The organism is Halanaerobium saccharolyticum (assembly GCF_003259895.1).
GTDB classification, from domain to species: Bacteria; Bacillota; Halanaerobiia; order Halanaerobiales; family Halanaerobiaceae; genus Halanaerobium; species Halanaerobium saccharolyticum_A.
Genome location: NZ_QLME01000036.1, coordinates 1 through 21,943, shown reverse-complemented (window position 1 = coordinate 21,943; position 21,943 = coordinate 1). Strand labels below are relative to the sequence as shown.

Here is a 21,943-nt window from a genome sequence, read left to right as displayed (position 1 = left end):
CCAACCAGCTTTTAAAGAAACTGGGATACTTTAGTTTTACAGAAAGATATGCACAAGTAATTAATTCTTAATGAACCGCCCAGTACCGAACGGTACGCTGTGGTGGTGTGAGAGGACGGGGAATAAACTAATTATTTCCCTCCTACTCGATTTCAAGTTCTTCTAACAAAGAGTTTAAACAGAGCTAAAAAAGAATAGATTTCTTTTTGAAGAATTAGATATTAGTAGATATTTTATTAAGATAGAGGAAATGTGAGGTGCTAATTATGGAAAATAAAAAAGATCAATTTATTGAAATGTTTAATGAACTTTATGACCATCTAAAAGAGGTTAATGACTGGGACACATCTTTTTACCGAATTATAGCTGAGAAAGCATCGCCTATGATAATGGGCGGGGATGAATCAGCTATTTTAATTTTTAGTCAATATGGAAATTAAAATTTTGTATAATATACTCTTGAAAATGAACATATGTTTATGATATAATGTATTTAACAGCTAACATTTAGGAGATTTTAATAATGAATACCTATAAAAGCACAAGATATGCAAAGTTTCTTTTAAATTATCATTTTATATGGATTCCTAAATATAGAAAACATATTTTAGATAATCCTAAAATTAAACAATTAACCTTAGATACTATCAATGAATTAGCTGATACACATAAATTTGAAGTGTTAGCTACTGAAATAATGCCAGATCATATACACCTTTTTATATCAGCTTTGCCTAAGTATTCTCCCAGTAAGCTAATGAATATCATTAAAGGTACTACTTGGAGGGAGAATATCAAAGCACTTTCCAGAGTTGAATATTAAAGGTTCTATTTGGACTAGAGCATATTTTGTAGCTACTGCAGGTAATGTGAGTTCTGAAACTATCCAACACTACATTGAAAATCAAAGGTGATTAATATGCAACTAACCTATATTTTAGAGTTGTTAAAACCAACTAAAAGAAAAGAAAATATATTCTTAAATAATATTGCAGAAGTAGTTAAGAATCGTCAAGCTGTCGCTGTCAAACTTAAAGCAGGAGAAATTAACTTGAGTTCTGCTGATTTTAAAGAGCTTAACCTTCCCTCTGCTGTTAAAAATCAGAATATTAGAGAAGTTAAAGCACTCTATAAACAGTTTTTAAAGTCTAACTCTAAAAAAGAAAATATAGAGTTTAAAGAGAATCAACCTATTTGCTATAATAATCAAAATTATAAAATTGATCACCATATAATTTCAATTCCGCTTTATACCAACAAATGCAAAAGATTTGCTTTTCCTGTTAAGCAGGCTGAAAGGTTTGAAGAGCTGCGGCAGCATATCGATAGTGGCTGCAAATTAGGTAAAGCCAGTCTCTTCTACAAAAGAGGTAAGTGGTATTTTGCTGTAACAATTAAAATTGCTGCTAAAAAAACTTCTAAATCTAATTTAATGGGAATAGATATAGGACTTCGACAATTAGCTGTTGCCAGTATTAAAAACCCTCAAGGCAAAGAAATTAATCGCCAATTCCACAATGGTAAACAAGCAGGTTTTATCCGCAAAAAGTATCGTATGTTAAGAAGAAAACTGGGTCAATCTAAAAAAGTTAAAGCTATTAAAAAAATTAATGACAAAGAGCAGAGATGGATGACTGATTTAAACCATAAAATTAGTCGCCAGCTTATTAATTTTGCTGTGCAAAAAAAAGTTGGGACTATAATTATGGAGAATCTAGAAAATATCCGGAATACTACTAAGAGTCTTAATAGAGCAGATAGAAACATCCACAGCTGGACTTTCTATCAACTACAACAATTTATTAAATATAAGGCTGAATTAGCTGGGATTAAGGTAGAATATATAAATCCTAAATATACCTCCCAGAGTTGTTCTAAATGCAACAAAATTAAAAAATCTAACCGCAAAGCTAATCTATACTCTTGCGAGTGTGGTAATCATATCCACGCTGATCTAAATGCAAGTAGAAACATAGCTAATAAATATTTAGAGCAACAACCTGCTTAGGTGGTAATAGTCTAAGTGCCTGAAGTGCCTATATTAGCAATAGTGCTAGGAATATGCTATTAGAATGCATAGTCGGCTATCTCAGGAGGGCTGATGGCACAGCCTGAAGTCGAAGACGAATTGGGCTACTAGAAATAGACTGCCTTCTAATCATTCGACAACCTCGTGACGGCCTCGATGGCCTAATATCGAAACTATCATTTCATAATACAAAAGAGAGTTTCGATAAAAGTTCTTTTAAAGAATCCTCGTTTGTGAGTGTTAACGAACGGGCGGGGAGGATGTCAAAGCCTGCTGCATGAAGGTCGAAATAATGATTATATAATTAAAAAGTACAGAGATGAACTGGATACTGTAAGGAAAGTTAGAAACTCTATTGCCCATAATAATGAATATTATTTTTTGCCCAGCAGCTCATTATACACTTTATTAGAAGAGATATTAGAAAAAGTAATAGATTCTCCCAAGATCAGTGATTTTATTGATAATGATTTAATGGTGATTAAGGAAGATACCTCAATAATTAAAACAATCAGAGATATGAAAAAATATGACTATGATCAAATCCCAGTAGTAGACCACAAGGGAAAGTATATTGAATTATTGACCACAAATACAATTATTAGATGGATGGGAGACTTAAAGTTAGACCAGGACAGTAATCTGATTATTGAGGATGCGCAGATCAAAGAAGTTGTAAAATATGCAGAGGAAGATGAAGTTTGTGAGTTTATTTCTAAAGACAGCAAACTTGATACTTTAATTGATAAGCATGAGTCAATAATTAAAGCAGGAAATAAAATTGATGCTTTTTTGATAACTGAAAACGGGAACAAAGAGGAAGTGCTGCAGGGAATTATAACTGATTGGGAAATACCAGAAATTTATAATAAGTTGAGTATTTGACCTTAAGATATAGACAATGGGTATTAAAATAGAGATATAGTAGTTACCAAAAAAATACTTTAGTAGAAATATAAATTATCTAGAAAAGTAATGGTATTGATAATGCTATAAGGGATGGCATCGAGATGGGATGGGCAATCCTCCAGAACCAGAACCAGATCCAGAACTAGATCCAGAACCAGCTCCAACTCTAAAACCAGAACCAAAAAAATGGTAATAATCCAACTGTTCGAGAATATTGTTTACTTCCTAAATCGTTTTATGTTACAATAAAACTGTGATTTATACATTCTCAAACGCTAGCTATAGAAAATAATTATTAAATAAAAATAAGGAGAGTTCAAATGAAAAAGATTAAACTCGATATGAAAAAATATGCAGCTATTTCTCGACAGGCAGCAGCCGAGGGATGTGTACTGCTTAGAAATGAGGAGCAGGCACTGCCAATTAAAAGAGGAGAAAAGATATCTGTTTTTGGTAGAATTCAATTTGACTATTACAAAAGTGGTACCGGTTCTGGGGGGCTGGTTAATACTGAATATGTTGTGGGTATTTTAGATGCCCTAAAGGCAAATAATGAGCTTGCTCTTAATCAGGATCTGATAGATATATATGAAGAATGGGTGAAAGATAATCCCTTTAATCATGGCGAGGGTTGGGCTCAGGAACCCTGGTGTCAGAAAGAGATGCCGGTCAGTGCTGAACTGGCAAAAAAGTCAGCAGCAGAATCAGATCTGGCTGTCATAATTTTAGGTAGGACTGCTGGAGAAGATAGAGATAATTCTGCCACTAAAGGTAGTTATCTGCTGACAGATACTGAAGAAGAAATGCTGGCCCGTGTAACTAAGGCCTTTGATCGAGTTGCAGTAGTTTTAAATGTTGGTAATATAATTGATATGAAATGGGTGGAAAAATATCAGCCTCAGGCAGTGCTCTATGCCTGGCATGGAGGTATGGAAGGTGGTAATGGAACTGTAGATGTTCTGTCCGGGAAGGTAAATCCTTCTGGAAAGCTAAGTGATACCATTGCCTATGACATTGAAGATTATCCGTCGATGGATGATTTTGGCAATCAAGATACTTTATTATATAAAGAAGATATTTATGTAGGTTACAGATATTTTGAAACAGCAGCTAAAGACAGGGTTGTCTACCCCTTTGGTTATGGACTGTCCTATACAGAATTTGAGATGGAAATTCTTTCTTTCGATGAAGATAAAGATTTACTTAGAGTAGAAGTTGAAGTGAGAAACACAGGCGATAAAGCAGGAAAAGAAGTAGTGCAGGTCTATGCCAGTAAACCTTTGGGTAAACTGGGGAAAGCAGCTAGAACTTTAGAAGCCTTTACTAAAACTAAATTATTAGAGCCGGGGGAAAGACAGAAATTAATTTTAAGCTTTCCTAAAAATCAGCTGGCCTCCTATGATGACAGCGGTATAACCGGCCATAAATCTTCCTATGTTTTAGAAGCAGGTGAGTATAAAATTTATGCTGGCAGTGAAGTGCGCAATACTGAACTGGCCGGTAGTTTTAGCATTGATACTCTTGAGCTTATTGAAGAACTTGAGGAAGCATGTGCACCTGTAGAATCTTTTGAACGCTTAAAAGTTGAGGCAGATGGGACAATGGCTAAAGAAGAAGTCCCCCGGAGAACTGTAGATCTGGAGGCTAGAATAGCTGCTAATCGTCCGCAAGAAATTTCTTATACAGGTGACCAGGGAATTAAGTTGAAAGATGTTTATCAGAATCAGGCTTTTTTAGAAGATTTTATTGCTCAGCTGAGTGATCATGATCTGGCCTGTCTGATCCGGGGTGAAGGAATGAGTTCTCCCCGCGTAACTCCCGGTACTGCTGCAGCTTTTGGCGGTGTGAGTAAGAGTTTAGTTGACTTTGGAATTCCTGCTGCCTGTGCTGCTGATGGTCCTTCCGGAATTCGAATGGACTGCGGCACAACTGCTTTCAGTCTTCCAAACGGCACATCCTTGGCCTGTACCTTTAATACTGAATTAGTAGGTGAATTATTTGATCTGATGGGGCAGGAGCTTTTGGCAAATCGAATTGAAACCCTCCTGGGACCGGGAATGAATATTCACAGAACACCTCTAAACGGACGTAATTTTGAATACTTTTCTGAAGACCCGCTTCTGACTGGTAAAATGGCTGCAGTACAGCTTCGGGCAATGAATAAGTATAAAGTTACTGGAACCGTTAAACATTATGTTGCCAATAATCAGGAAGCTCATCGACACGATGTGAATGCTGTTGTCTCTGAAAGAGCTTTAAGAGAAATTTATCTAAAAGGCTTTGAAATTGCAGTTAAAGAGGGGGAAGCAAGCTCCATTATGTCTACTTATGGCGGCCTAAATGGATTTTGGACTGCCGGAAACTATGACCTGCTGACTACAATTTTACGAGAAGAATGGGATTTTGACGGTATTGTGATGACTGACTGGTGGGCCAAAATTAATGAAGAAGGTAAAAAAGCCAGAAAAGGGAATACGATGCCGATGGTTCGAGCTCAGAATGATTTATACATGGTTAATGAGAACCCGGAAAAAAATAGTGCTGATGATAATACTTTAGAAGGCCTGAAAGAAGGAAAAATCACCAGAGGGGAACTGCAGCGGAATGCAGCTAATATCTTGAAATTTATAATGGACTCAGCAGTGATGGAAAGATATCTTAGTGGTCCAGGAGAAGAATTAGAGGCAGTAGAGAGCTCTGAAGATCCAGGAAATGTAATGGAATATTATGATCTGACTGAGGTAGAAGCTATTGATCTTTCAGATGTAAATACTACAAAAGGAGAATCAGTGGTATTTGGTATAATTAGAGATCAAAAAGGTGTTTATAAACTGAGTCTCGAAATGAAAGCCAGTGGAGGAGAACATGCCCAGGTTCCTGTCTCTTTATTTTTGAATAATAAATTAAATTCAACAATTACTCTAAATGGTACCGGAGAATGGCAGACAGTAGAAAAAGAGATAGTTCTCTGGAATAAAAATAATTACATTAAACTCTATTTTGCTCAAAGCGGAATGAAACTAGGAAAAATGACTGTTGAATTTGAAAAGAAAATTGAGTCAGATTAAATCAGACAAGTAATAAAGATGTATAATTATATAAAATGAAGCACCTGATATTTATATCAGGTGCTTCATAAATAATCTAATTTTGCCTATTGAAGAGCTTCATAGTGTAAAATAAGTTTTGGAGATTCATTTTGAAATTATTTAAAAAATTAGAAAGAAGACTCCCTTTTTGATAAAATGTTTTTAGGACAAAAACAAAGAAAGGGGAGTCTTCTTATGGATAATATTATACAGGATTTTTCAGAGAATTTCATCCGTCATATCGAAAAATATCTTGATAATCTTTTTGAAGGTGAAAAAAAGGATATTTCAGAGCTAATTGAGATTATGCAGCAGGATATGGATAAATTAGGCCGAGAAGCCCTGGCACATGTTCTGGAGAAAATGGATCAGGAAATTATGGAATCTAAAGAACGTAAAAAATCATGGAATATTCAGGCCAGAGATATGGATAAGACTCTAATCACTCAGTTTGGAGAGGTAAAATACCAGAGAACATATTATGCCTCTAAAAACAGCGAAGATACTGATTACACATATCTTGTGGACGATATTTTTGGTATTGAAAGATATCAGAGACTGGATAAAGGATTGGAGCTGGATCTGGTAGAAAAAGCTGAAGAATATTCCTATCAGAAAGCAGCTGATATGGCTTCTAAGGTTGTTCCTCTAAGCAAACAGACAACTTTAAACAAGATAAAAAAGCTGGGTAAAATAGACAATAGAGCTACTGATGAGAAACTTGAAGAAAAAGAAAAAAAGAAGCTTAAATATCTCTACATAGAAGCAGATGAAGATCATATCTCTATCCAGAAGAAAAACCGTGATGAAGATGAGAAAGATAAATCTGAGAATAAAGTAACAAAACTGGTCTATGTACATGAAGGGCGTCAGGGAGCCAGAAATAAATTAAAGAATGTTAAATTCTTTTCAGGTATCTACAATAAGTCTGAAGATCTCTGGGAAGAGGTTTTAAGCTATATAGATGATATTTATGACATGGACTATATAGAGACGATATTTTTAGCAGGAGATGGAGCAAACTGGATTAAAACCGGTCTTAAAGAGATTCAGAAAACAAAATATGTACTGGATAGATATCACTTAAATAAATATGTACTAAAGGCGACAGGCCACTATCCAAAGCAAAGAAGTAATCTTTGGTTGGGTTTAAATCAAGCTAAAATCAAATGGGTTAGATCAACTTTTAAAATACTTTCTAAAGAAGCGGAAAATGAGGAGCAAAAAGAGAGAGTTAAAGAAGCAAGAAATTATATATATTCTAACTGGGCAGGCATAGAAAATTACGCCAATGATCCAAACTCCCAGGTTTGTAGTGCTGAAGGTCATGTAAGCCATGTATTGGCTTCAAGAATGTCTTCCAGGCCTTTAGCCTGGTCAGAAGATGGTGCAGATAGAATGGCAAGATTAAGAGTATTTAAGTATAATGGCGGCAAAAAAGATGATCTATTTAAACTATATGAGCATAAGGAAAAAGAAAAAAGAATCAAAATGAGAACAGAAAAAATTATAGATCACAGAAAAACATTATTCCCAGTTGCTAAAGAAACAGTTCCTGCCTTACGTAAAGGCAAAGTTAGTGGATTGCAGAGAGCAATCAGGTCTCTTGCATTCTAAAATATTTACAGGGAGTCTTAATTTATTTCCAAAACCTACTTGACACAATCAAGAGCTTTTTCTAATTTTATTAATCTTGTTTCTGTGATATAATCAGAATAAAGTTTGGATTAAATAAAATCTAAGTTTTATTATAATTTTTTAATAAAAAGTCAATCACTTACATAATTAATTGGCAGAATATTTTGGATAAAGTATAGTCCGAACTAGAGTGAAGACAATTAAATAATAATTAAATCTCTATACTGGCAAAAATATTATAAATCCGTTATAATATTATTAGGTAATAAACCGACATATTTGAAATATTAGATTAAATGACGACTCAGGGGGTTGCTTATGCTTTATTCTTTATTAATTCTGGCCCATATTCTGTCAGATTTCACTTTTCAAAGTGAAAATACAAGTAAAAATAAAAGAAAATCTAATTTTACTTTATTGAAACATGGAATAATAGTATTTGTTATTTCTTATATTTTAACAATTTATTATTTTAGTTTATCCTATTTTTTTATGATATTATTCCTATCCCTGCTGCATATAGCTGTTGATTATATTAAGGTCAGGCTAACTGATAAATTGAGTAACTATAGTTTAGAATTAATTATTTCTGATCAACTGCTTCACCTTTTAGTTATTTTTATAATAACTCCTTTTTTCAATCCTGTTTCTAACCCGGAATTACTAGCTTTTTTCAAAGAACTAACTAATATTTATCCCGCTTTAGCATCTTTAACAGAAGCAAAAATTAGCTTTTTGCTAATTACTCTAACAGTAATAATTTTTAATTTTAAAGCGGCCACTATTCTGGTCAGGGAAACACTGAGCAAATATAAAAGTAATATAACCCGGGAGGGAGATAAAGGAGAAGCAATTGGAAATTTAGAAAGATTATTAATTATTGTCTTTATATTTTTTGAATATTATTCGCTAATCGGTTTAATGTTTACCGCTAAATCATTGATCAGGTTTAAAGAGATTGAAGTAAAAGCAGAAAAAAATTCTTCTTTTGTAGAATATTATTTAATAGGATCCTTTATCAGTATTTTGATCGCAATTTCTACCGGAAGTTTAATTAAAATATTTTCATATTTATGGATTTAGGAGGTGGCTTTAATGAGCAAAGATTCAATTGTTGTGATTGGAGATATCATTAAGTCTAAAAAAATAAATAACCGAAAAAGTGTGCAAAATAAACTGACTGAATTATTAACTAAGTTAAATGATGAATATCAGAAAGATATAGAGTCACCTTTTAAAATTACTCTGGGAGATGAGTTTTATGGTGTACTCAATAACTTTTCTCCGGTAATTGATATCCTTCAGTTTCTGGAAATTGAATTTAAAGAAATTGATTTCAGATTTGGTATTGGCCAGGGAGAATATAATGATAATAGTCAGGGAACTGGCTATGAAAATGCTCTTAAAGCAATAAAATATGTAAAAGATAATAAATTTAGTGTTCATTTAATTAGTGATAAGGCCAATAATAATTTTCAAATGATAAATTTGATTTTACATTTATATTTCAGCATTTTCAATAAGTTTACCTTTAATCAGAAATATATAATTTATAATTTAAGCAAGGGGAAAAAACAGAAAGAAATTGCAGCTGATTTAAACAGTTCCCAGTCAAGTGTCAGTCAATCTCTAACAAATATCAATTGGAAACTCTTAGTCAGGTCTGTTGATTTTTTTAAAGAATTAACAGGTAAGCGAAAAAAAATAGAAATCAATTTAAAAGGAGAGCATTTAGCTTTAATAGGAGCTTATCCCCGTAAACTTAATGAGGGAAATAAAATTGAAAATACATTAACAAAACTTAATGAGGAATATAACAATCTTATTAGATCTAAATTTGTTTTAACCACCCTTTCTGAGGAAGCTAAAGATTACTTTGAGTTTCAGGCATTATTTAAAAAAGAAATTTCGGATTATCAAAAATTACTGTATTTATTCGTAGACCTATATTATGAAATAAATGAATTATATGTGGGGCTTGGTTCAGGCGATATATCTACAGAGATTAAAGATCAGGCTTTAGGAATGGATGGACCGGCTTTTTATAAAGCAAGAGAGGCACTAAAAAAATCATTTACAGAAGGAATGTCTTTAAATTTAATTGCAAATGAAAATTTAGCAGATACCAGTATTTCAATAATCTTATCTCTGCTACTTGAATTTGTAAAAAAATGGACATCTCAGCAAAAAAAAGCTGTAAATTATAGAATAATAGGCTTAAGTCAAAATGAAATCAAAGAAAAAATGGGTTTGTCAGCCCGCTCAACCATAGGAGGACATCTCCAGAGAGCTGGTTGGAAGGAATATGAATATATTGTAAAAAAGCTGTCTGAATTATTAGCTGAAAATACGACATTAATGAAATATTAGGTAAAAGACCGACATATAAAGTTATTTATCAAAATCTATGCAGAAAGAGCTGATGAAGATTATTTAAATAGTTATGCTTACATGTTTTTGCCTGAGAAAGATCAGCAAAATTTTGAAGAAAAAGCTATTTTCAAAGAAAATAGTTATTGTGAAATGTATTCTATTAAACAGCTCAGCAGTATGCAGATAGATGAGTTTATGACTGACTTTATGATCAGGAAAGTAATGGGTGAAAAATATCTCATGAAAAAAACAGCTACAGTAATGCGTCGCTTTACTAAATGGTTGAAAAATAATAATTATATGGATAATATTGATGAGATAATTAGTAATATTGTTGATCTTGATGAAATTTTTTTAGATAAAGTAATTTATCCATATTCTAATTCTAATGATGAAGAAATTAATTTAATAAAAATTAAATCAGGGCATAATTTTAAATTTATTGAAAAAGTATTGTGGCAAAGATATTGTTATGAAATGAAAAAAGGATATTGGGAATATGATGTAGATGTTTGTTTAAATTGCAATAATGAGAATTTATTATTTAAGGAGATTCCTGATACTGAATATAGAGAAAAAATAGTATGTCAGAATTGTGGTTATGAAATGGTTATTGGTCCAGAAGGATTAAAAAAATATAATTAATTTAATTATTTCCCAAGACTTATGCAAAGGAGTTAAAAATGAAAGGTTACAGCAAAAAAACTAAAAAAGAAATTAGGCGGCTGGCAGGTCTTGCTCACGAGAGGGAACTAGAAATAGCTTTAGCTGATCTGAATTTAAAATTTAAGCAGTGGGAAAATGAAGAACTGGGTCCTTTTGAATTAGATGAGCAGATACACAAATTTCATAATAAGATATCTAGAGAAATCTTCAAAAAATATAACAGTTATAATATGGAGGATCATTTTGTTGCTATAGCAATAGTTAATGGAATTATTAATAAAGATGAGGTTGATCTAGAAGCATATCAGGAACTTGAATTATTAATTGAGAGAATAAAGGACAGCGATTATTTCACAAATGGTTGAACCTAAAAGAAAACGATAAAGGAAAATCTTAATTTATAAAGAACTATGAAAAGGTAAGCAAAATAGTTTAAATAGAAGGTGTTTTTAATGACTAAATATACAGTTATTACTGGTGATGTAATACAATCCCGAAAATATAATAAGATAAGTGAAATATTAAAGAATAATCTTAAAGAAATCAATTATCCGGACAATATGGTTATTCCTTTTAAAATTTCTAGAGGAGATGAGATTCAGGCAGTTTTTAAGGGGAATTTGACATTTCCGAATTTAATAAGACAGATCAGATATAAATTAAATAATATTGATATTCGTTTTGGGATTGGATTTGGAGAAATTAATGAAGAAATTTCTGAAATTAATTCCTGGAGTATGAATGGGCCCGCTTTTCATAATGCGCGGGAATCACTAAAAGAAATTGAAGTAGATAATAAATTTAAAACTATATTTAAAAGTGATTATAAAATCGATGAGGCAATTAATACTTTGTTATTTTGATTGATAGTTTTCAAGCAGAATGGACAGATGCACAGTGGGAAGCTGTCTACTATTATGAAAAAGAAGGTACCTATCAAAAAGCTGCAGAGAAATTAAATATTGCTTTTCAGAATGTAGAAAAAAGATGTAAAGCTGCTAAATGGAAAGAAGTTGAATTAGCTGAAAAAACAATTAATAATTTAATTAAAGATTTTATACTGGTAGAAGGTGAATAATAAATGAATTTACTTTTTTCTTTACTTTATTTTACGGCTTTAAAATAGCCTTTATTTTTGCTCTGATTATAAGCATAGCCCATCTTCTCTTAGATTTTATTAAAGAAAATTTATCATCAAAAACAGCATTACTGGAATTTATTATTTTTATACTTGATCAGATCTTACATTTCACAATTATATATTTCATCTGGAAATTTCTTATTAATTATTTTTCTCTATCCGTTTTTGAAAAGGTTGTATTTTTAGATTTAAATTATCTATTTAATTTTGGTATAAGTTTAAAAGAATTACTTGTTTTTGTAAATATCTATTTAATCGTTTTTTTTCGGCGCAGTTTTTTTAGAAAAAATATTAGAGATAATAGATATTCAGATTAATAACCAGTCTGATGGAGTAAAAATGGGTAAATATATAGGAATTATTGAAAGAGCTTTAATATTAACACTGGTTACATTTGGCTCAACCTCTTCTATTGCTGTAATTTTTACTGCTAAATCAATTGCTAGATTTAAAAAGTTCGCTGATAAGAAACATTTTGTTGAGTGGGGACTTTTTGCAGTATATTTATTGCTTTAATAGGTGGTTTGCTTTTGAAAAAACTGATTATATGAAACTTCACCCTATTTAAGGTGAAAATTTTAATTTCACCTGTTAAAAGGTGATTTCGGAGAAAATAGGGTGATCTTAAATGAATAAAACTAAACTTTCAAAAACCATCTCATATATCTTACGCCACCATCCGGAAGATTTTGACTTAAAACTCAAGCCAGATGCTTCAGTTGAAACCGATGAACTTCTGCAGGCACTAAAGGATAAGTTTAACAATATAACTAAAAATGATTTGATTCAATTGGTAAAAAATGATGCCAAAGGTCGCTTCAGTTTTTTAGAAGATAGAAAAAGAATCAGAGCAAATTACGGTCACAGTATCGAGGGAGTCAATCCTGATTATCAGGCAGTTAAACCACCGGAGATTCTCTATCATGGAACAAGACCGGAGGTTAAAGAAAAAATAATGATCGCCGGGCTGAAGCCGATGGGTAGAAATTATGTTCACTTAAGTGTTGGCGTCAAAGAAGCTAAAAAGGTTGCTTTTAGAAGAACCAGTCAGCCGGTCATCTTTAAGATAGAAGCTCTGAGAGCTTTTCACGCAGGACAGAACTTTTATAAAACTGCAGAAGATATTTATTTAACAGATCAGCTTTTTGCAGATTATTTATCATTATTAAATGAGTAAACAGAATTTATAATTATTTTAACGCCCAAACTATTATCTCAACCAATCAGAGGATTGATATTATGCTGACAATTAAATGTGCAAATTTATTTTTAGCAAATTTCATTAAAACAAGTCTTTATATAATAATTTGAGCAGTCAATATATTAGTATAATAAAGAGCCAGAAAATTTGTAATAAATATAAATAAATTATATAATTAAATAACAAACTTATTTATTAATGAAATGGGGTAGATATTAATGACTAAAAAGCAAATTGAACTTATGAAAAATGGCAAGGGTTTTATTGCAGCTATGGATCAGAGTGGTGGAAGTACACCAGGTGCCTTAGAAGATTACGGTATCTCAGAGTCTGAATATGATACAGAAGCAGAAATGTTTGATCTTGTCCATGCAATGAGAACCAGAGTTATTACAAGTCCTTCTTTTAGTTCAGAATATATTTTGGGTGCAATTTTATTCAAGCACACAATGAACAACAAAATGAAAGGTAAATACACTGCTGATTATCTCTGGGAGGAAAAGGGAATTCTACCAATACTCAAAGTTGATCAGGGTACAGAAAATAAGGAAAATGGTGTTCAGCTGATGAAACCGATGACTAAACTGGATGATCTGCTTGCAGAGGCCGAAAAGCATAATATTTTTGGAACTAAGATGAGATCAATTATTCACAGTGCCAATCCAGAGGGAATTAAAGATATTGTATCTCAACAGTTTGAATATGGTAAAAAGATCTATGATGCGGGATTTATACCTATTTTAGAACCAGAAGTTAATATCAACAGCAAAGATAAATTAGAATCAGAAATAATTTTAAAAGAAGAAATTTTAAAACTGCTTAAAAATTTAAATAATGAGCAGTATATATTTAAACTTTCACTTCCAAGTCAGGCAGACTTTTATCAGGAAATTATTGAACATCCCAATGTAGTCAGGGTGGTAGCTTTATCTGGGGGTTACAGTCAGGAAGTTGCAGTAAATAAACTTTCGGAAAACCATAATATGATTGCAAGTTTTTCGCGGGCACTACTGCAGAATTTAACGGTTGATCAGTCAGAGAAAGATTTTGATAAGGAACTGAAAGATGCTGTAGTTAAAATATATAATGCTTCTGTGACTTGATATATTAATAGAACAAAGATAAATTTTCAAAATGAAAATTATTAAAAAGCATCTATTTATAATTAATCCCGGCACTTTTAATGCTGGGATTAATTATATAATTACATTTTAGGATAAAACTTATTGGATGTTAATATTATTGTCCATCCAGCTGGAAGAATAATTGCCAACAGACAGCAAAAGAAGATGAGTATTTCAAAAGATAAATAAGGAGAGTCCTTAACTTGAATTATTTTCAAAAGATATTAGAGGAAATAAAAAAATATAAACCTGAAAGTCAGGCAGAGAAAAAGTATAAAAAACAAATATTAAATTTTTTAGTCAATAACAAAGAGAATTACTTACGAACTAATCCAAAAGGACATTTAACAGCTTCTGCCTGGATAATCAATCGTCAGGGAGGTAAAGTTTTACTTCATCATCACCAGGCATTGGATAAATGGATTCAGTTGGGCGGACATTTAGAAAGAGGGGAATTAATTCAAGAAGCTGCTTTAAGAGAAGCTATAGAAGAATCCGGCTTAAATTCTCTTTCAGTTGTTAAGCATAAAATTTTTGATCTTGATGTTCACAAAATTCCCGCAAATAACAGTCAAGCTGAGCATTTTCATTATGACATTAGATATCTATTAGAAGCAGATAGTAAAGTAGAATTAGTAAAAAGTAGTGAATCTGTCAATCTCAAGTGGCTTCAGTTAAATGAGATAGAAAAATATGTTTGTGAAGAATCTGTCCTGAGGATGATGAAGAAAACTAAAAAATATAAGGAGGATTACTAATGGTTATTGCAGAATTAACAGTTGTACCCCTGGGTACAGAAAGTACAAGTTTAAGCAGTTATGTTGCTGGCTGTCATGAGGTTTTAAAAAAACAGGATAAGGTTAAATATAGATTAACTCCGATGGGAACTATTTTAGAAGGAGAATTGGAAGATATTTTTGAGGTCACCAAAAAGATGCATGAGGTTCCTTTTGATAGTGGAGCTTTAAGAGTTACAACTAATCTAAAAATTGATGATCGCCGGGATAAGGAAGCAGGAATGGATAAAAAAGTTAATTCAGTAGAAGAAAAACTTAAAATATAGGGTGTTGAAATGGAAAAAATTAAACTTAAAAATCGAAAAATTGAATTTGAAATTATCCGCAGCAGCAGAAAAACAATCAGTATTATAGTTAATGCAGATCAAGAATTGGTTGTTAGGTCCCCTAAAAGAACTTCAATCAAAAATATAAAAAATCTGCTTAAAGAAAAAGAAAACTGGATTTTAGAAAAACTGGCTAAAATGTCAAAAATTAAAAATCCTCCTAAAGATAAAGAATTTATCAGGGGAGACACTCTTTTTTATCTGGGCAGAGAATGTAAGTTAATTCCCATTACTGAAGCTAATATTGAGAGCCTGGAGATCGAATTAGTAGAGGAGAAGTTAATAATTAGATTTCCAGTTAAATTTGAAGATAATAAGGAAAAGAGAAAAATAGAAATTAGACAGAAGTTGATCGGGTGGTACCGCAGCCAGGCCAGAATAAAAATAAATGAACTGATTAATATTCATAAAAAGTACTTAGATGTTGAACCAAATAAGATAGTCATCAAAAAACAGAAAAAACGTTGGGGCAGCTGCAGCAGCAAAAAAAATCTAAATTTCAACTGGAAAATTATAATGGCACCTCTAAAAGTGATCGAGTACTTAGTGGTACATGAACTGGTGCATTTAATTCATCCAAATCATTCAAAAGATTTCTGGCAGACTGTAGCTAAAATTATTCCTGATTATGAAAAGAAAAAAGAGTGGTTGAGAATCAATGGAAGATTGCTTACTATTTAATAGGGAAGGTGATCAAATGTATCTTGTAAGTTCCTGTCTGGCGGGAATTAACTGCCGTTATGATGGGAAAAATAATATAAATATAAAAGTAGTAGAACTAGTTAGAGCAGGTAAAGCAATTACAGTCTGTCCTGAAGTTTTAGGAGGACTTGATACTCCCCGTGATCCCTCGGAAATTATTGTTGATCAGCAGGGACATAAAAGAATTGTGACTGAAAGTGGTAAAGATGTTACAGCTGAATTTCAACTGGGAGCAGAAAAAACTTTAAAAATTGCCAGAATTGTGGAAGCTGAAAAGGCTATTTTGCAGCAGAGAAGTCCTTCCTGTGGCTGTGGAAAGATCTATGATGGATCCTTCAGCGGTAATTTAATTAAAGGTAATGGTCTTACAGCAGAGTTATTAATAGAAAATGGTATTGAAGTTTTAACTGAAGCTGATTTGGAAAATAAGCTTCCAATTAAAAAGTGAGTTTGATAAAATTTAAAGGAGCTAATACTATGCCTGATTTTAAGCTGCAGCATCTAATAACAACTGGTGTCAGAGAAGCAGAGATGATAGAAGCACTGCTCAATGAGAATAATATAGAGGTTATTGTTCGTCATGATGAATTTGGCGGCTACAGCATGATCTATATGGGATATTCTGCCTATAATATAGAGTTTTATGTTGTAGATAAAGATTATGAGCAGGCCAGAGAACTCCTGAATAGTTTAAATTTAGAAAGAGATAATCAGGATGATGAAGTAGTTGAAATTTCAGAGGAGTTAGATAAAAGAGAAGAAGGTAAAAGTATTTCTTCTTATCTGGCTCAGATTGCTAAAATAATTATTATTCTTTATCTGCTGTTTAATTTAATTGCATTGATTTTTTAATATAATTAACTATAAATATTTCATTTGCCGGTGATATTTGAGTTAATATTCATAAAAGAGGTGTTATTTATGAAAACTATTTTAGTTACTGGTGCAACTGATGGAATTGGCAGAGAAACAGCAAAAGAGTTAGCTGAAAAGGGACATAGAATTATCATCCATTATGGTTCATACTCATAATTTAGATACCGATAAAATCTGGGACCCTATTAATTTCAATGGCAGTCAGGCTTATTCTGATTCTAAACTGGCAATGATCTTATTTACTTTTAAGTTAGATAGAATAGTAAATGGGATTACAGTTAACTGCCTTCATCCAGGTGTGATTAATACAAAGCTTTTACGTCAGGGCTGGGGAGCAGGTGGTTCTTCTGTAGAAAAAGGAGCAGTAACTCCGGTTTATTTAGCACTTTCTGATGAGGTAAAAGAAGAAAGTGGAGGCTATTATGTCAATAAGCAAAAAAAGAAACCAATAGAAGCAGCTTTTAAGCAGGAACTGCAGAACCAATTATGGAATAAAAGTATTGAGATGATTAAATATCAGGAAATTTTAAATAAAATTCCTGATCAATTTTTAAATTAAAAAAATAATTATATATAAAGAGGTGGAGAAATGTTTTATCTACTATTATTAGTTACTTTTCTTGTGGCCCTTTTGGTCTGTTATATAGTCAGCAGATTATTTAATGATTCAATTTACAAGATTTTAAATCTAATTGTACCTGAGGCGATCAATGAAGCCTGGCTTAAATATATTAAGTTCGCCATCTATGTAGTTGGTATTTCCGGTGGGGTCAGGATTAGTGATCTGGAGAAATATATAACTTCCAGATTTAACAATCAGGAAGTGCTACAGTTAACCACAGAACGCTGGACTCTGGAAATCTACAGAACTTTAATCGGTTCTCTGCAGAGTATTGCCACAGTCTTACTGATCTTTTTTGTTTTTACCTTAATAGCCTATGTTATCTTAAAAATCTTTTCTTCAAAAAATGAAAGTAAATAATCAAGTGAGGGGTCTGAAACAGAAGCAGTTCATTTAGGTTTAGGAGCTGTTGGGCTTGGAGTTCATCCTAAAGAGAGAATTATAAAACATGTGTAATTAATTTCGAATATATTTTAAACTTTTAATTTTTTACTTTAATTAATTTAATTTTTCAATAGATTTCAACATCAGAAAGTTTACTAATTAAAATTTTAATGATAAACTTATACAAATAGTTATTAATAATTATTATGATTTAGATAAGTGAGAAGTAGAGAAAACGAGTAGAGAAAGGAATGATATTATGAATTTCGTATTTTTATCCCCGTATTTTCCGAATAATTTTTATAACTTTTGCGTAGAACTTAACAACGTTGGTGTCAATGTACTCGGGATTGGTGATCAGCCCTACGAGGAATTGCGAACTGAACTTAAAGATTCACTGACAGAATATTACAGAGTTGATCAAATGGAAGACTATTCGCAGCTGCTTAAAGCCTGTGGATATTTTACTCACAAATATGGGAAAATCGATCGGATTGAATCTCACAATGAACACTGGCTGGAAACAGATGCCCGGTTAAGAACTGATTTTAATGTAACTGGTTTAAAAATCGATGAGATTGGGCCGATGAAGTATAAATCAAAAATGAAAGAAGTATTTAATCAGGCTGGTTTAAATACAGCCCGGGGTAAAGTTGTTGATAATCTGGCTGAAGCAGAGAGTTTTATTGAAGAAGTAGGTTATCCAGTTGTTGTTAAACCTGACAGTGGAGTAGGTGCAGCGGATACTTATAAGATTCAGAACCACGATCAACTGCTTGAATTTTTAGAAAAAAAGTTAGCTCTTGCTTATATAATGGAAGAGTATATTGAAGGAAAAATTCATACTTTTGATGGCCTGACAGATGAAAATGGAAACATTATTTTTTCTTCCTCTATGGTGTATAAAGGTGGAATTATGGAGACTGTTAATGAAGGTCTTGATATGTATTATTATATACCGAGAGAACTACCTGAGGATATAGTAGCAGCCGGTAAAAAAACTGCTGCTGCTTTTGAGCTGAAGGAAAGATTTTTCCATTTCGAATATTTTAAGATGGATGACGGTAGAATTGTTGCCCTGGAAGTTAATGTTCGTCCGCCGGGGGGTTTAACTCTGGATATGTTTAATTATGCTAATGATATAAATATTTATAAGGCTTATGCTGAACTGGTTCTGCACGGTGAATTTGGAGCCGAAATTAGCAGAAAATATAACTGCTTCTATGTTGGTAGAAAGAATTTTATCAATTACAGGCATTCTCTGGAGGATATAATAAATAAATATGGAGATTATATAGTGCTGCACGAATCTATTTCTCCCATTTTAGCTCCTGCAATTGGAGATTACGGAATAATTTTAAGAACAAAAGATCTTGCAAAAGGAAAAGAAGCGGTTCGCTTTGCAATGGAGAAAGCTCAGGAGGAGTATTAGATATTATGAAAATAGAGTACAGAAATTTTCACAGTTCACATTTAAATAGAGATATGCCATTTAAAATTTATGGGCATGCAGGGAAGCCGATGCTGGTTTTTCCTTCATCTGGAGGTAGTTTTCATGAATATGAAGACTTTGGCATGATTGATGCCATCTGGCCATTTATTGAAAATGGTCAGCTAACAGTTTATGCAGCCAGCAGTGTTGATGGAGAATCCTGGTTGAAACATGATCTGCATTCTCATGATAAAGCAGTTATTCACAATAATTATGATAATTATATCATTGAAGAACTGCTGCCACTGATTAAATATCATTCTAACTGGCAGGGAGGTTTGATCAGTTCTGGCTGCAGTATGGGAGCCTTCCATGCTGTTAATTTTTACTTCCAGCATCCTGATGCCTTTGATACGGCTGTTGCTTTAAGTGGTATTTACGATGCAAGATTTTTTACCGGTGGTTATATGGATCAGGAAGTTTATTTGAATTCACCAGTTGATTATCTTAAAGAACTGGATGACGAATGGTACCTTAATCACTATCGCAAAAATAAATTAATTATCAGTGCCGGTCAGGGTAGATGGGAAGAAGATACTCTGAGGGACACCAGACTTTTAGATACTATTTTGGCAGAAAAAAACATTCCTGCCTGGTTTGACTACTGGGGTTATGATGTTGATCATGACTGGACTGGTTGGAGAGAGCAGATGCCCTACTTTTTAGGAAAGCTTGTAGATGATGGCATTATTTAGCTGCATATATTTCAAAATTTTGTTAAGTAGAGAAAATAATATAATTGTCGGCAGAGGAGTTTCTTGATGTTAAAAAATAAGATAGAGATAAAAATAATAGAAAGTTTTTATTCTAAGGTATTAAATAATATAAGAAAGATAAGAATTTATTTACCACCTTCTTATTCAACCGAAAAAAATAGAAATTATCCGGTACTATATATCCACGATGGCCAGAATGTTTTTGAAGGCAAAAAATCTTATTCAGGTGAATCCTGGAATCTGCATCAGAAAGCTGAACAGTTAATTAAAGAAAATCTGATAGAGGAAATAATAATTGTAGCAGTTGATAATATGGAGGAAGAAAGATTAAGTGAATATGCACATCAGGATGGTTTTTTTGAGGGAGAAAAGGTTAAGGGTCGTGGTTTTGATTATGAGAAATTTTTCATACGCGAATTAATGCCTTTTATAGGTCAGCATTATAGAATCAAAAAGGGGTCAGAAAACACTGCTTTAATGGGTTCTTCGATGGGGGGGCTGGTTACTTTTAACATAGGCTTAAGAAGGTCCGATTTATTTTCAAAACTTGCAGTAATGTCACCTTCTTTCTGGTGGGGGAAGAGTTCTCCCTCAGAAAAAATTAATTCCTATAATTATAAAAACTTAAATTCTCAGATCTGGCTGGATACAGGAGAAGCCGAAGGAAAGTTTATGTCTTTTACGGAAAATGTTATTTCTGAACTAAAACATTTAAAAAATAATTTCAGTTTAGATTTAATATATTATCAGGTGCCTGAGGCTATCCACAGTGAAACAGCCTGGGCATCCCGTGTCCATTGTCCCCTGCTTTATTTTTACGGGGATATGGGAAAAATTAAAGAAATTGAATTAATTGGAGAAGAAAAGATAGCACTTAAGGGGGCCAAAAAAAGAATTAACCCTATTGTAACTTTTGAGAGCACTTTTAAAATGACTGCTTTAGAAGGAGATTTTAAATCATTAAAGCCAGAGGTTTTAAAAATTAATAAAAATGGAGTTATAACTCCTAAAAAGGCTGGATCAGCAGATATTCAATTTAATGCTTTTGGTTATAAGGCTTATAAAAATATTAAAATAGTAAAAAAGATAAAACCGAATAGATGATATGTTCCCCTTTCTAATAGGCAGATTAAATTATAAAAATCTGTTCTATCAGAAAGGGGTTTTTAATGCTAGAAAAATTTATTAATTCCAGCTAATATCTGCTTCTTTTCTGGGAACTGTTCTAGAATATTTGACATCAGGATAGCCTATAACCAACGCTGTTACTATTTCCTTATTTTTTTTAATATTTAGAAATTCTCTAACTTCTTCTTTGTCTTTTGCTCCTCTTAAAGTGAAACCACTAAATAATACTCCTAAATCTAACGCATTAGCCATTAATTCCATATTTGAAGAAGCTAAAGAACCATTGACAATAGAATTTGCTGAGACCACAATTACAAGTGGAGCCTCAAAAAATAAGCGATCATTATGTACAGATTCGTTTTGATATTCTTGATACATTTGTGTCCACATTTCAGCATATTTCTTAAACTGCATTGTTTCTGGGCCTAAATTACTAAGTATTGATTTACCTTTTTCATTTAGATTTTTTAATATCAGTTCTCTAAATTCACTAATTTTATCTTTAACTACTGTAAAAGAAACATCCTGTTGATTGCTTCCAGTTGGAGTAAAGCGGCCTGCTTCTATAATTTTTATAATTTTATTATTTTCTACTTTCATTTTTTTGAATTGCCGAATAGTTCTTCTAAATTTAATCACTAGCATTGCATAAAAATATTTAAGAAAAGTCAAGTTCTATTTTCAGCGAAAATACTTGCTTAAAATAGAAAAACTCCTTATAATTGGGATT

Annotated in this window: 26 protein-coding genes and 2 pseudogenes; 27 read left to right on the top strand and 1 reads right to left on the bottom strand. The window is 32.3% G+C overall.

Going from position 1 to position 21,943, the window contains the following annotated elements:
• Positions 1-266 precede the first annotated feature (266 nt).
• The 27 genes and pseudogenes from C7958_RS15710 (at position 267) to C7958_RS14725 (ending at position 21,189) form a co-directional block, all read left to right on the top strand.
• Positions 267-440: a hypothetical protein gene (locus tag C7958_RS15710; protein ID WP_166668566.1), complete on the top strand. Its 174-nt coding sequence runs from the start codon at positions 267-269 to the stop codon at positions 438-440.
• Between the two features lie 83 nt (positions 441-523).
• Positions 524-914 (top strand): annotated as a pseudogene (tnpA, locus tag C7958_RS14850) (IS200/IS605 family transposase).
• Between the two features lie 5 nt (positions 915-919).
• Positions 920-2,008, top strand: a complete 1,089-nt coding sequence (locus C7958_RS14845) for an RNA-guided endonuclease InsQ/TnpB family protein (RefSeq protein WP_111573451.1) — start codon at positions 920-922, stop codon at positions 2,006-2,008.
• A gap of 258 nt (positions 2,009-2,266) precedes the next feature.
• Positions 2,267-2,914 carry a CBS domain-containing protein gene (locus C7958_RS14840; protein WP_111573450.1) on the top strand — a complete coding sequence of 216 codons (648 nt, stop codon included), beginning with the start codon at positions 2,267-2,269 and terminating at the stop codon, positions 2,912-2,914.
• Between the two features lie 344 nt (positions 2,915-3,258).
• Positions 3,259-6,006, top strand: coding sequence for a glycoside hydrolase family 3 protein (locus tag C7958_RS14835; protein WP_111573449.1), 2,748 nt, complete (start codon positions 3,259-3,261; stop codon positions 6,004-6,006).
• A 216-nt stretch (positions 6,007-6,222) separates the two neighbouring features.
• The gene (locus C7958_RS14830; protein ID WP_111573448.1) at positions 6,223-7,644 is read left to right on the top strand and encodes an ISLre2 family transposase; all 1,422 of its coding nucleotides are present in this window, start codon (positions 6,223-6,225) and stop codon (positions 7,642-7,644) included.
• A gap of 339 nt (positions 7,645-7,983) precedes the next feature.
• The gene (locus C7958_RS14825) at positions 7,984-8,748 is read left to right on the top strand and encodes a DUF3307 domain-containing protein (protein WP_111573447.1); all 765 of its coding nucleotides are present in this window, start codon (positions 7,984-7,986) and stop codon (positions 8,746-8,748) included.
• A gap of 12 nt (positions 8,749-8,760) precedes the next feature.
• Complete coding sequence (locus C7958_RS14820; protein WP_111573446.1) at positions 8,761-10,035, top strand: SatD family protein; 1,275 nt, start codon at positions 8,761-8,763, stop codon at positions 10,033-10,035.
• An 87-nt stretch (positions 10,036-10,122) separates the two neighbouring features.
• Positions 10,123-10,683, top strand: coding sequence for a hypothetical protein (locus C7958_RS14815; protein ID WP_133960345.1), 561 nt, complete (start codon positions 10,123-10,125; stop codon positions 10,681-10,683).
• A 38-nt stretch (positions 10,684-10,721) separates the two neighbouring features.
• The gene (locus tag C7958_RS14810; protein ID WP_111573444.1) at positions 10,722-11,069 is read left to right on the top strand and encodes a hypothetical protein; all 348 of its coding nucleotides are present in this window, start codon (positions 10,722-10,724) and stop codon (positions 11,067-11,069) included.
• A gap of 87 nt (positions 11,070-11,156) precedes the next feature.
• A complete protein-coding gene (locus C7958_RS14805; RefSeq protein ID WP_111573443.1) occupies positions 11,157-11,567 on the top strand; it encodes a SatD family protein in 411 nt (136 codons plus the stop codon).
• Positions 11,564-11,782: a hypothetical protein gene (locus C7958_RS14800; RefSeq protein ID WP_111573442.1), complete on the top strand. Its 219-nt coding sequence runs from the start codon at positions 11,564-11,566 to the stop codon at positions 11,780-11,782. Before C7958_RS14805 ends, C7958_RS14800 begins: the two co-directional genes overlap by 4 nt.
• Positions 11,779-12,162: a DUF3307 domain-containing protein gene (locus C7958_RS16160; RefSeq protein ID WP_111573452.1), complete on the top strand. Its 384-nt coding sequence runs from the start codon at positions 11,779-11,781 to the stop codon at positions 12,160-12,162. The genes C7958_RS14800 and C7958_RS16160 overlap by 4 nt, the downstream gene beginning before the upstream one ends.
• A gap of 22 nt (positions 12,163-12,184) precedes the next feature.
• Positions 12,185-12,361, top strand: coding sequence for a hypothetical protein (locus C7958_RS15705; RefSeq protein ID WP_166668565.1), 177 nt, complete (start codon positions 12,185-12,187; stop codon positions 12,359-12,361).
• Positions 12,362-12,473: 112 nt separating this feature from the next.
• The gene (locus tag C7958_RS14790; protein ID WP_111573441.1) at positions 12,474-13,022 is read left to right on the top strand and encodes an RNA 2'-phosphotransferase; all 549 of its coding nucleotides are present in this window, start codon (positions 12,474-12,476) and stop codon (positions 13,020-13,022) included.
• 242 nt (positions 13,023-13,264) lie between these two features.
• Positions 13,265-14,149, top strand: a complete 885-nt coding sequence (locus C7958_RS14785) for a fructose bisphosphate aldolase (RefSeq protein WP_111573440.1) — start codon at positions 13,265-13,267, stop codon at positions 14,147-14,149.
• A 224-nt stretch (positions 14,150-14,373) separates the two neighbouring features.
• Positions 14,374-14,928 carry an NUDIX hydrolase gene (locus C7958_RS14780; protein ID WP_166668564.1) on the top strand — a complete coding sequence of 185 codons (555 nt, stop codon included), beginning with the start codon at positions 14,374-14,376 and terminating at the stop codon, positions 14,926-14,928.
• Positions 14,928-15,233 (top strand): MTH1187 family thiamine-binding protein, encoded by a 306-nt coding sequence (locus C7958_RS14775; protein WP_111573438.1) that lies wholly within the window; start codon positions 14,928-14,930, stop codon positions 15,231-15,233. The genes C7958_RS14780 and C7958_RS14775 overlap by 1 nt, the downstream gene beginning before the upstream one ends.
• A 9-nt stretch (positions 15,234-15,242) precedes the next feature.
• Complete coding sequence (locus C7958_RS14770; RefSeq protein WP_111573437.1) at positions 15,243-15,974, top strand: M48 family metallopeptidase; 732 nt, start codon at positions 15,243-15,245, stop codon at positions 15,972-15,974.
• 16 nt (positions 15,975-15,990) lie between these two features.
• Positions 15,991-16,443: a DUF523 domain-containing protein gene (locus tag C7958_RS14765; RefSeq protein ID WP_111573436.1), complete on the top strand. Its 453-nt coding sequence runs from the start codon at positions 15,991-15,993 to the stop codon at positions 16,441-16,443.
• A 29-nt stretch (positions 16,444-16,472) separates the two neighbouring features.
• Entirely contained in the window at positions 16,473-16,847 is a 375-nt protein-coding gene (locus C7958_RS14760; RefSeq protein ID WP_111573435.1) for a putative signal transducing protein, read from the top strand.
• Between the two features lie 69 nt (positions 16,848-16,916).
• Positions 16,917-17,009, top strand: a pseudogene (locus C7958_RS15980) (SDR family NAD(P)-dependent oxidoreductase); the annotation flags it as partial.
• A 1-nt stretch (position 17,010) separates the two neighbouring features.
• Complete coding sequence (locus C7958_RS14750) at positions 17,011-17,430, top strand: hypothetical protein (RefSeq protein ID WP_111573433.1); 420 nt, start codon at positions 17,011-17,013, stop codon at positions 17,428-17,430.
• Positions 17,431-17,460: 30 nt separating this feature from the next.
• Positions 17,461-17,853 carry a hypothetical protein gene (locus tag C7958_RS14745; RefSeq protein WP_111573432.1) on the top strand — a complete coding sequence of 131 codons (393 nt, stop codon included), beginning with the start codon at positions 17,461-17,463 and terminating at the stop codon, positions 17,851-17,853.
• A gap of 283 nt (positions 17,854-18,136) precedes the next feature.
• Complete coding sequence (locus C7958_RS14735) at positions 18,137-19,309, top strand: ATP-grasp domain-containing protein (protein WP_111573431.1); 1,173 nt, start codon at positions 18,137-18,139, stop codon at positions 19,307-19,309.
• Between the two features lie 5 nt (positions 19,310-19,314).
• Positions 19,315-20,064, top strand: a complete 750-nt coding sequence (locus C7958_RS14730) for an esterase family protein (RefSeq protein ID WP_111573430.1) — start codon at positions 19,315-19,317, stop codon at positions 20,062-20,064.
• A gap of 66 nt (positions 20,065-20,130) precedes the next feature.
• Positions 20,131-21,189, top strand: coding sequence for an alpha/beta hydrolase (locus C7958_RS14725; RefSeq protein ID WP_111573429.1), 1,059 nt, complete (start codon positions 20,131-20,133; stop codon positions 21,187-21,189).
• 81 nt (positions 21,190-21,270) lie between these two features.
• Here the strand turns inward: C7958_RS14725 and C7958_RS14720 are convergent, their stop codons facing one another.
• Positions 21,271-21,813: a nitroreductase family protein gene (locus C7958_RS14720; protein ID WP_243834369.1), complete on the bottom strand. Its 543-nt coding sequence runs from the start codon at positions 21,811-21,813 to the stop codon at positions 21,271-21,273.
• Positions 21,814-21,943 lie beyond the last annotated feature (130 nt).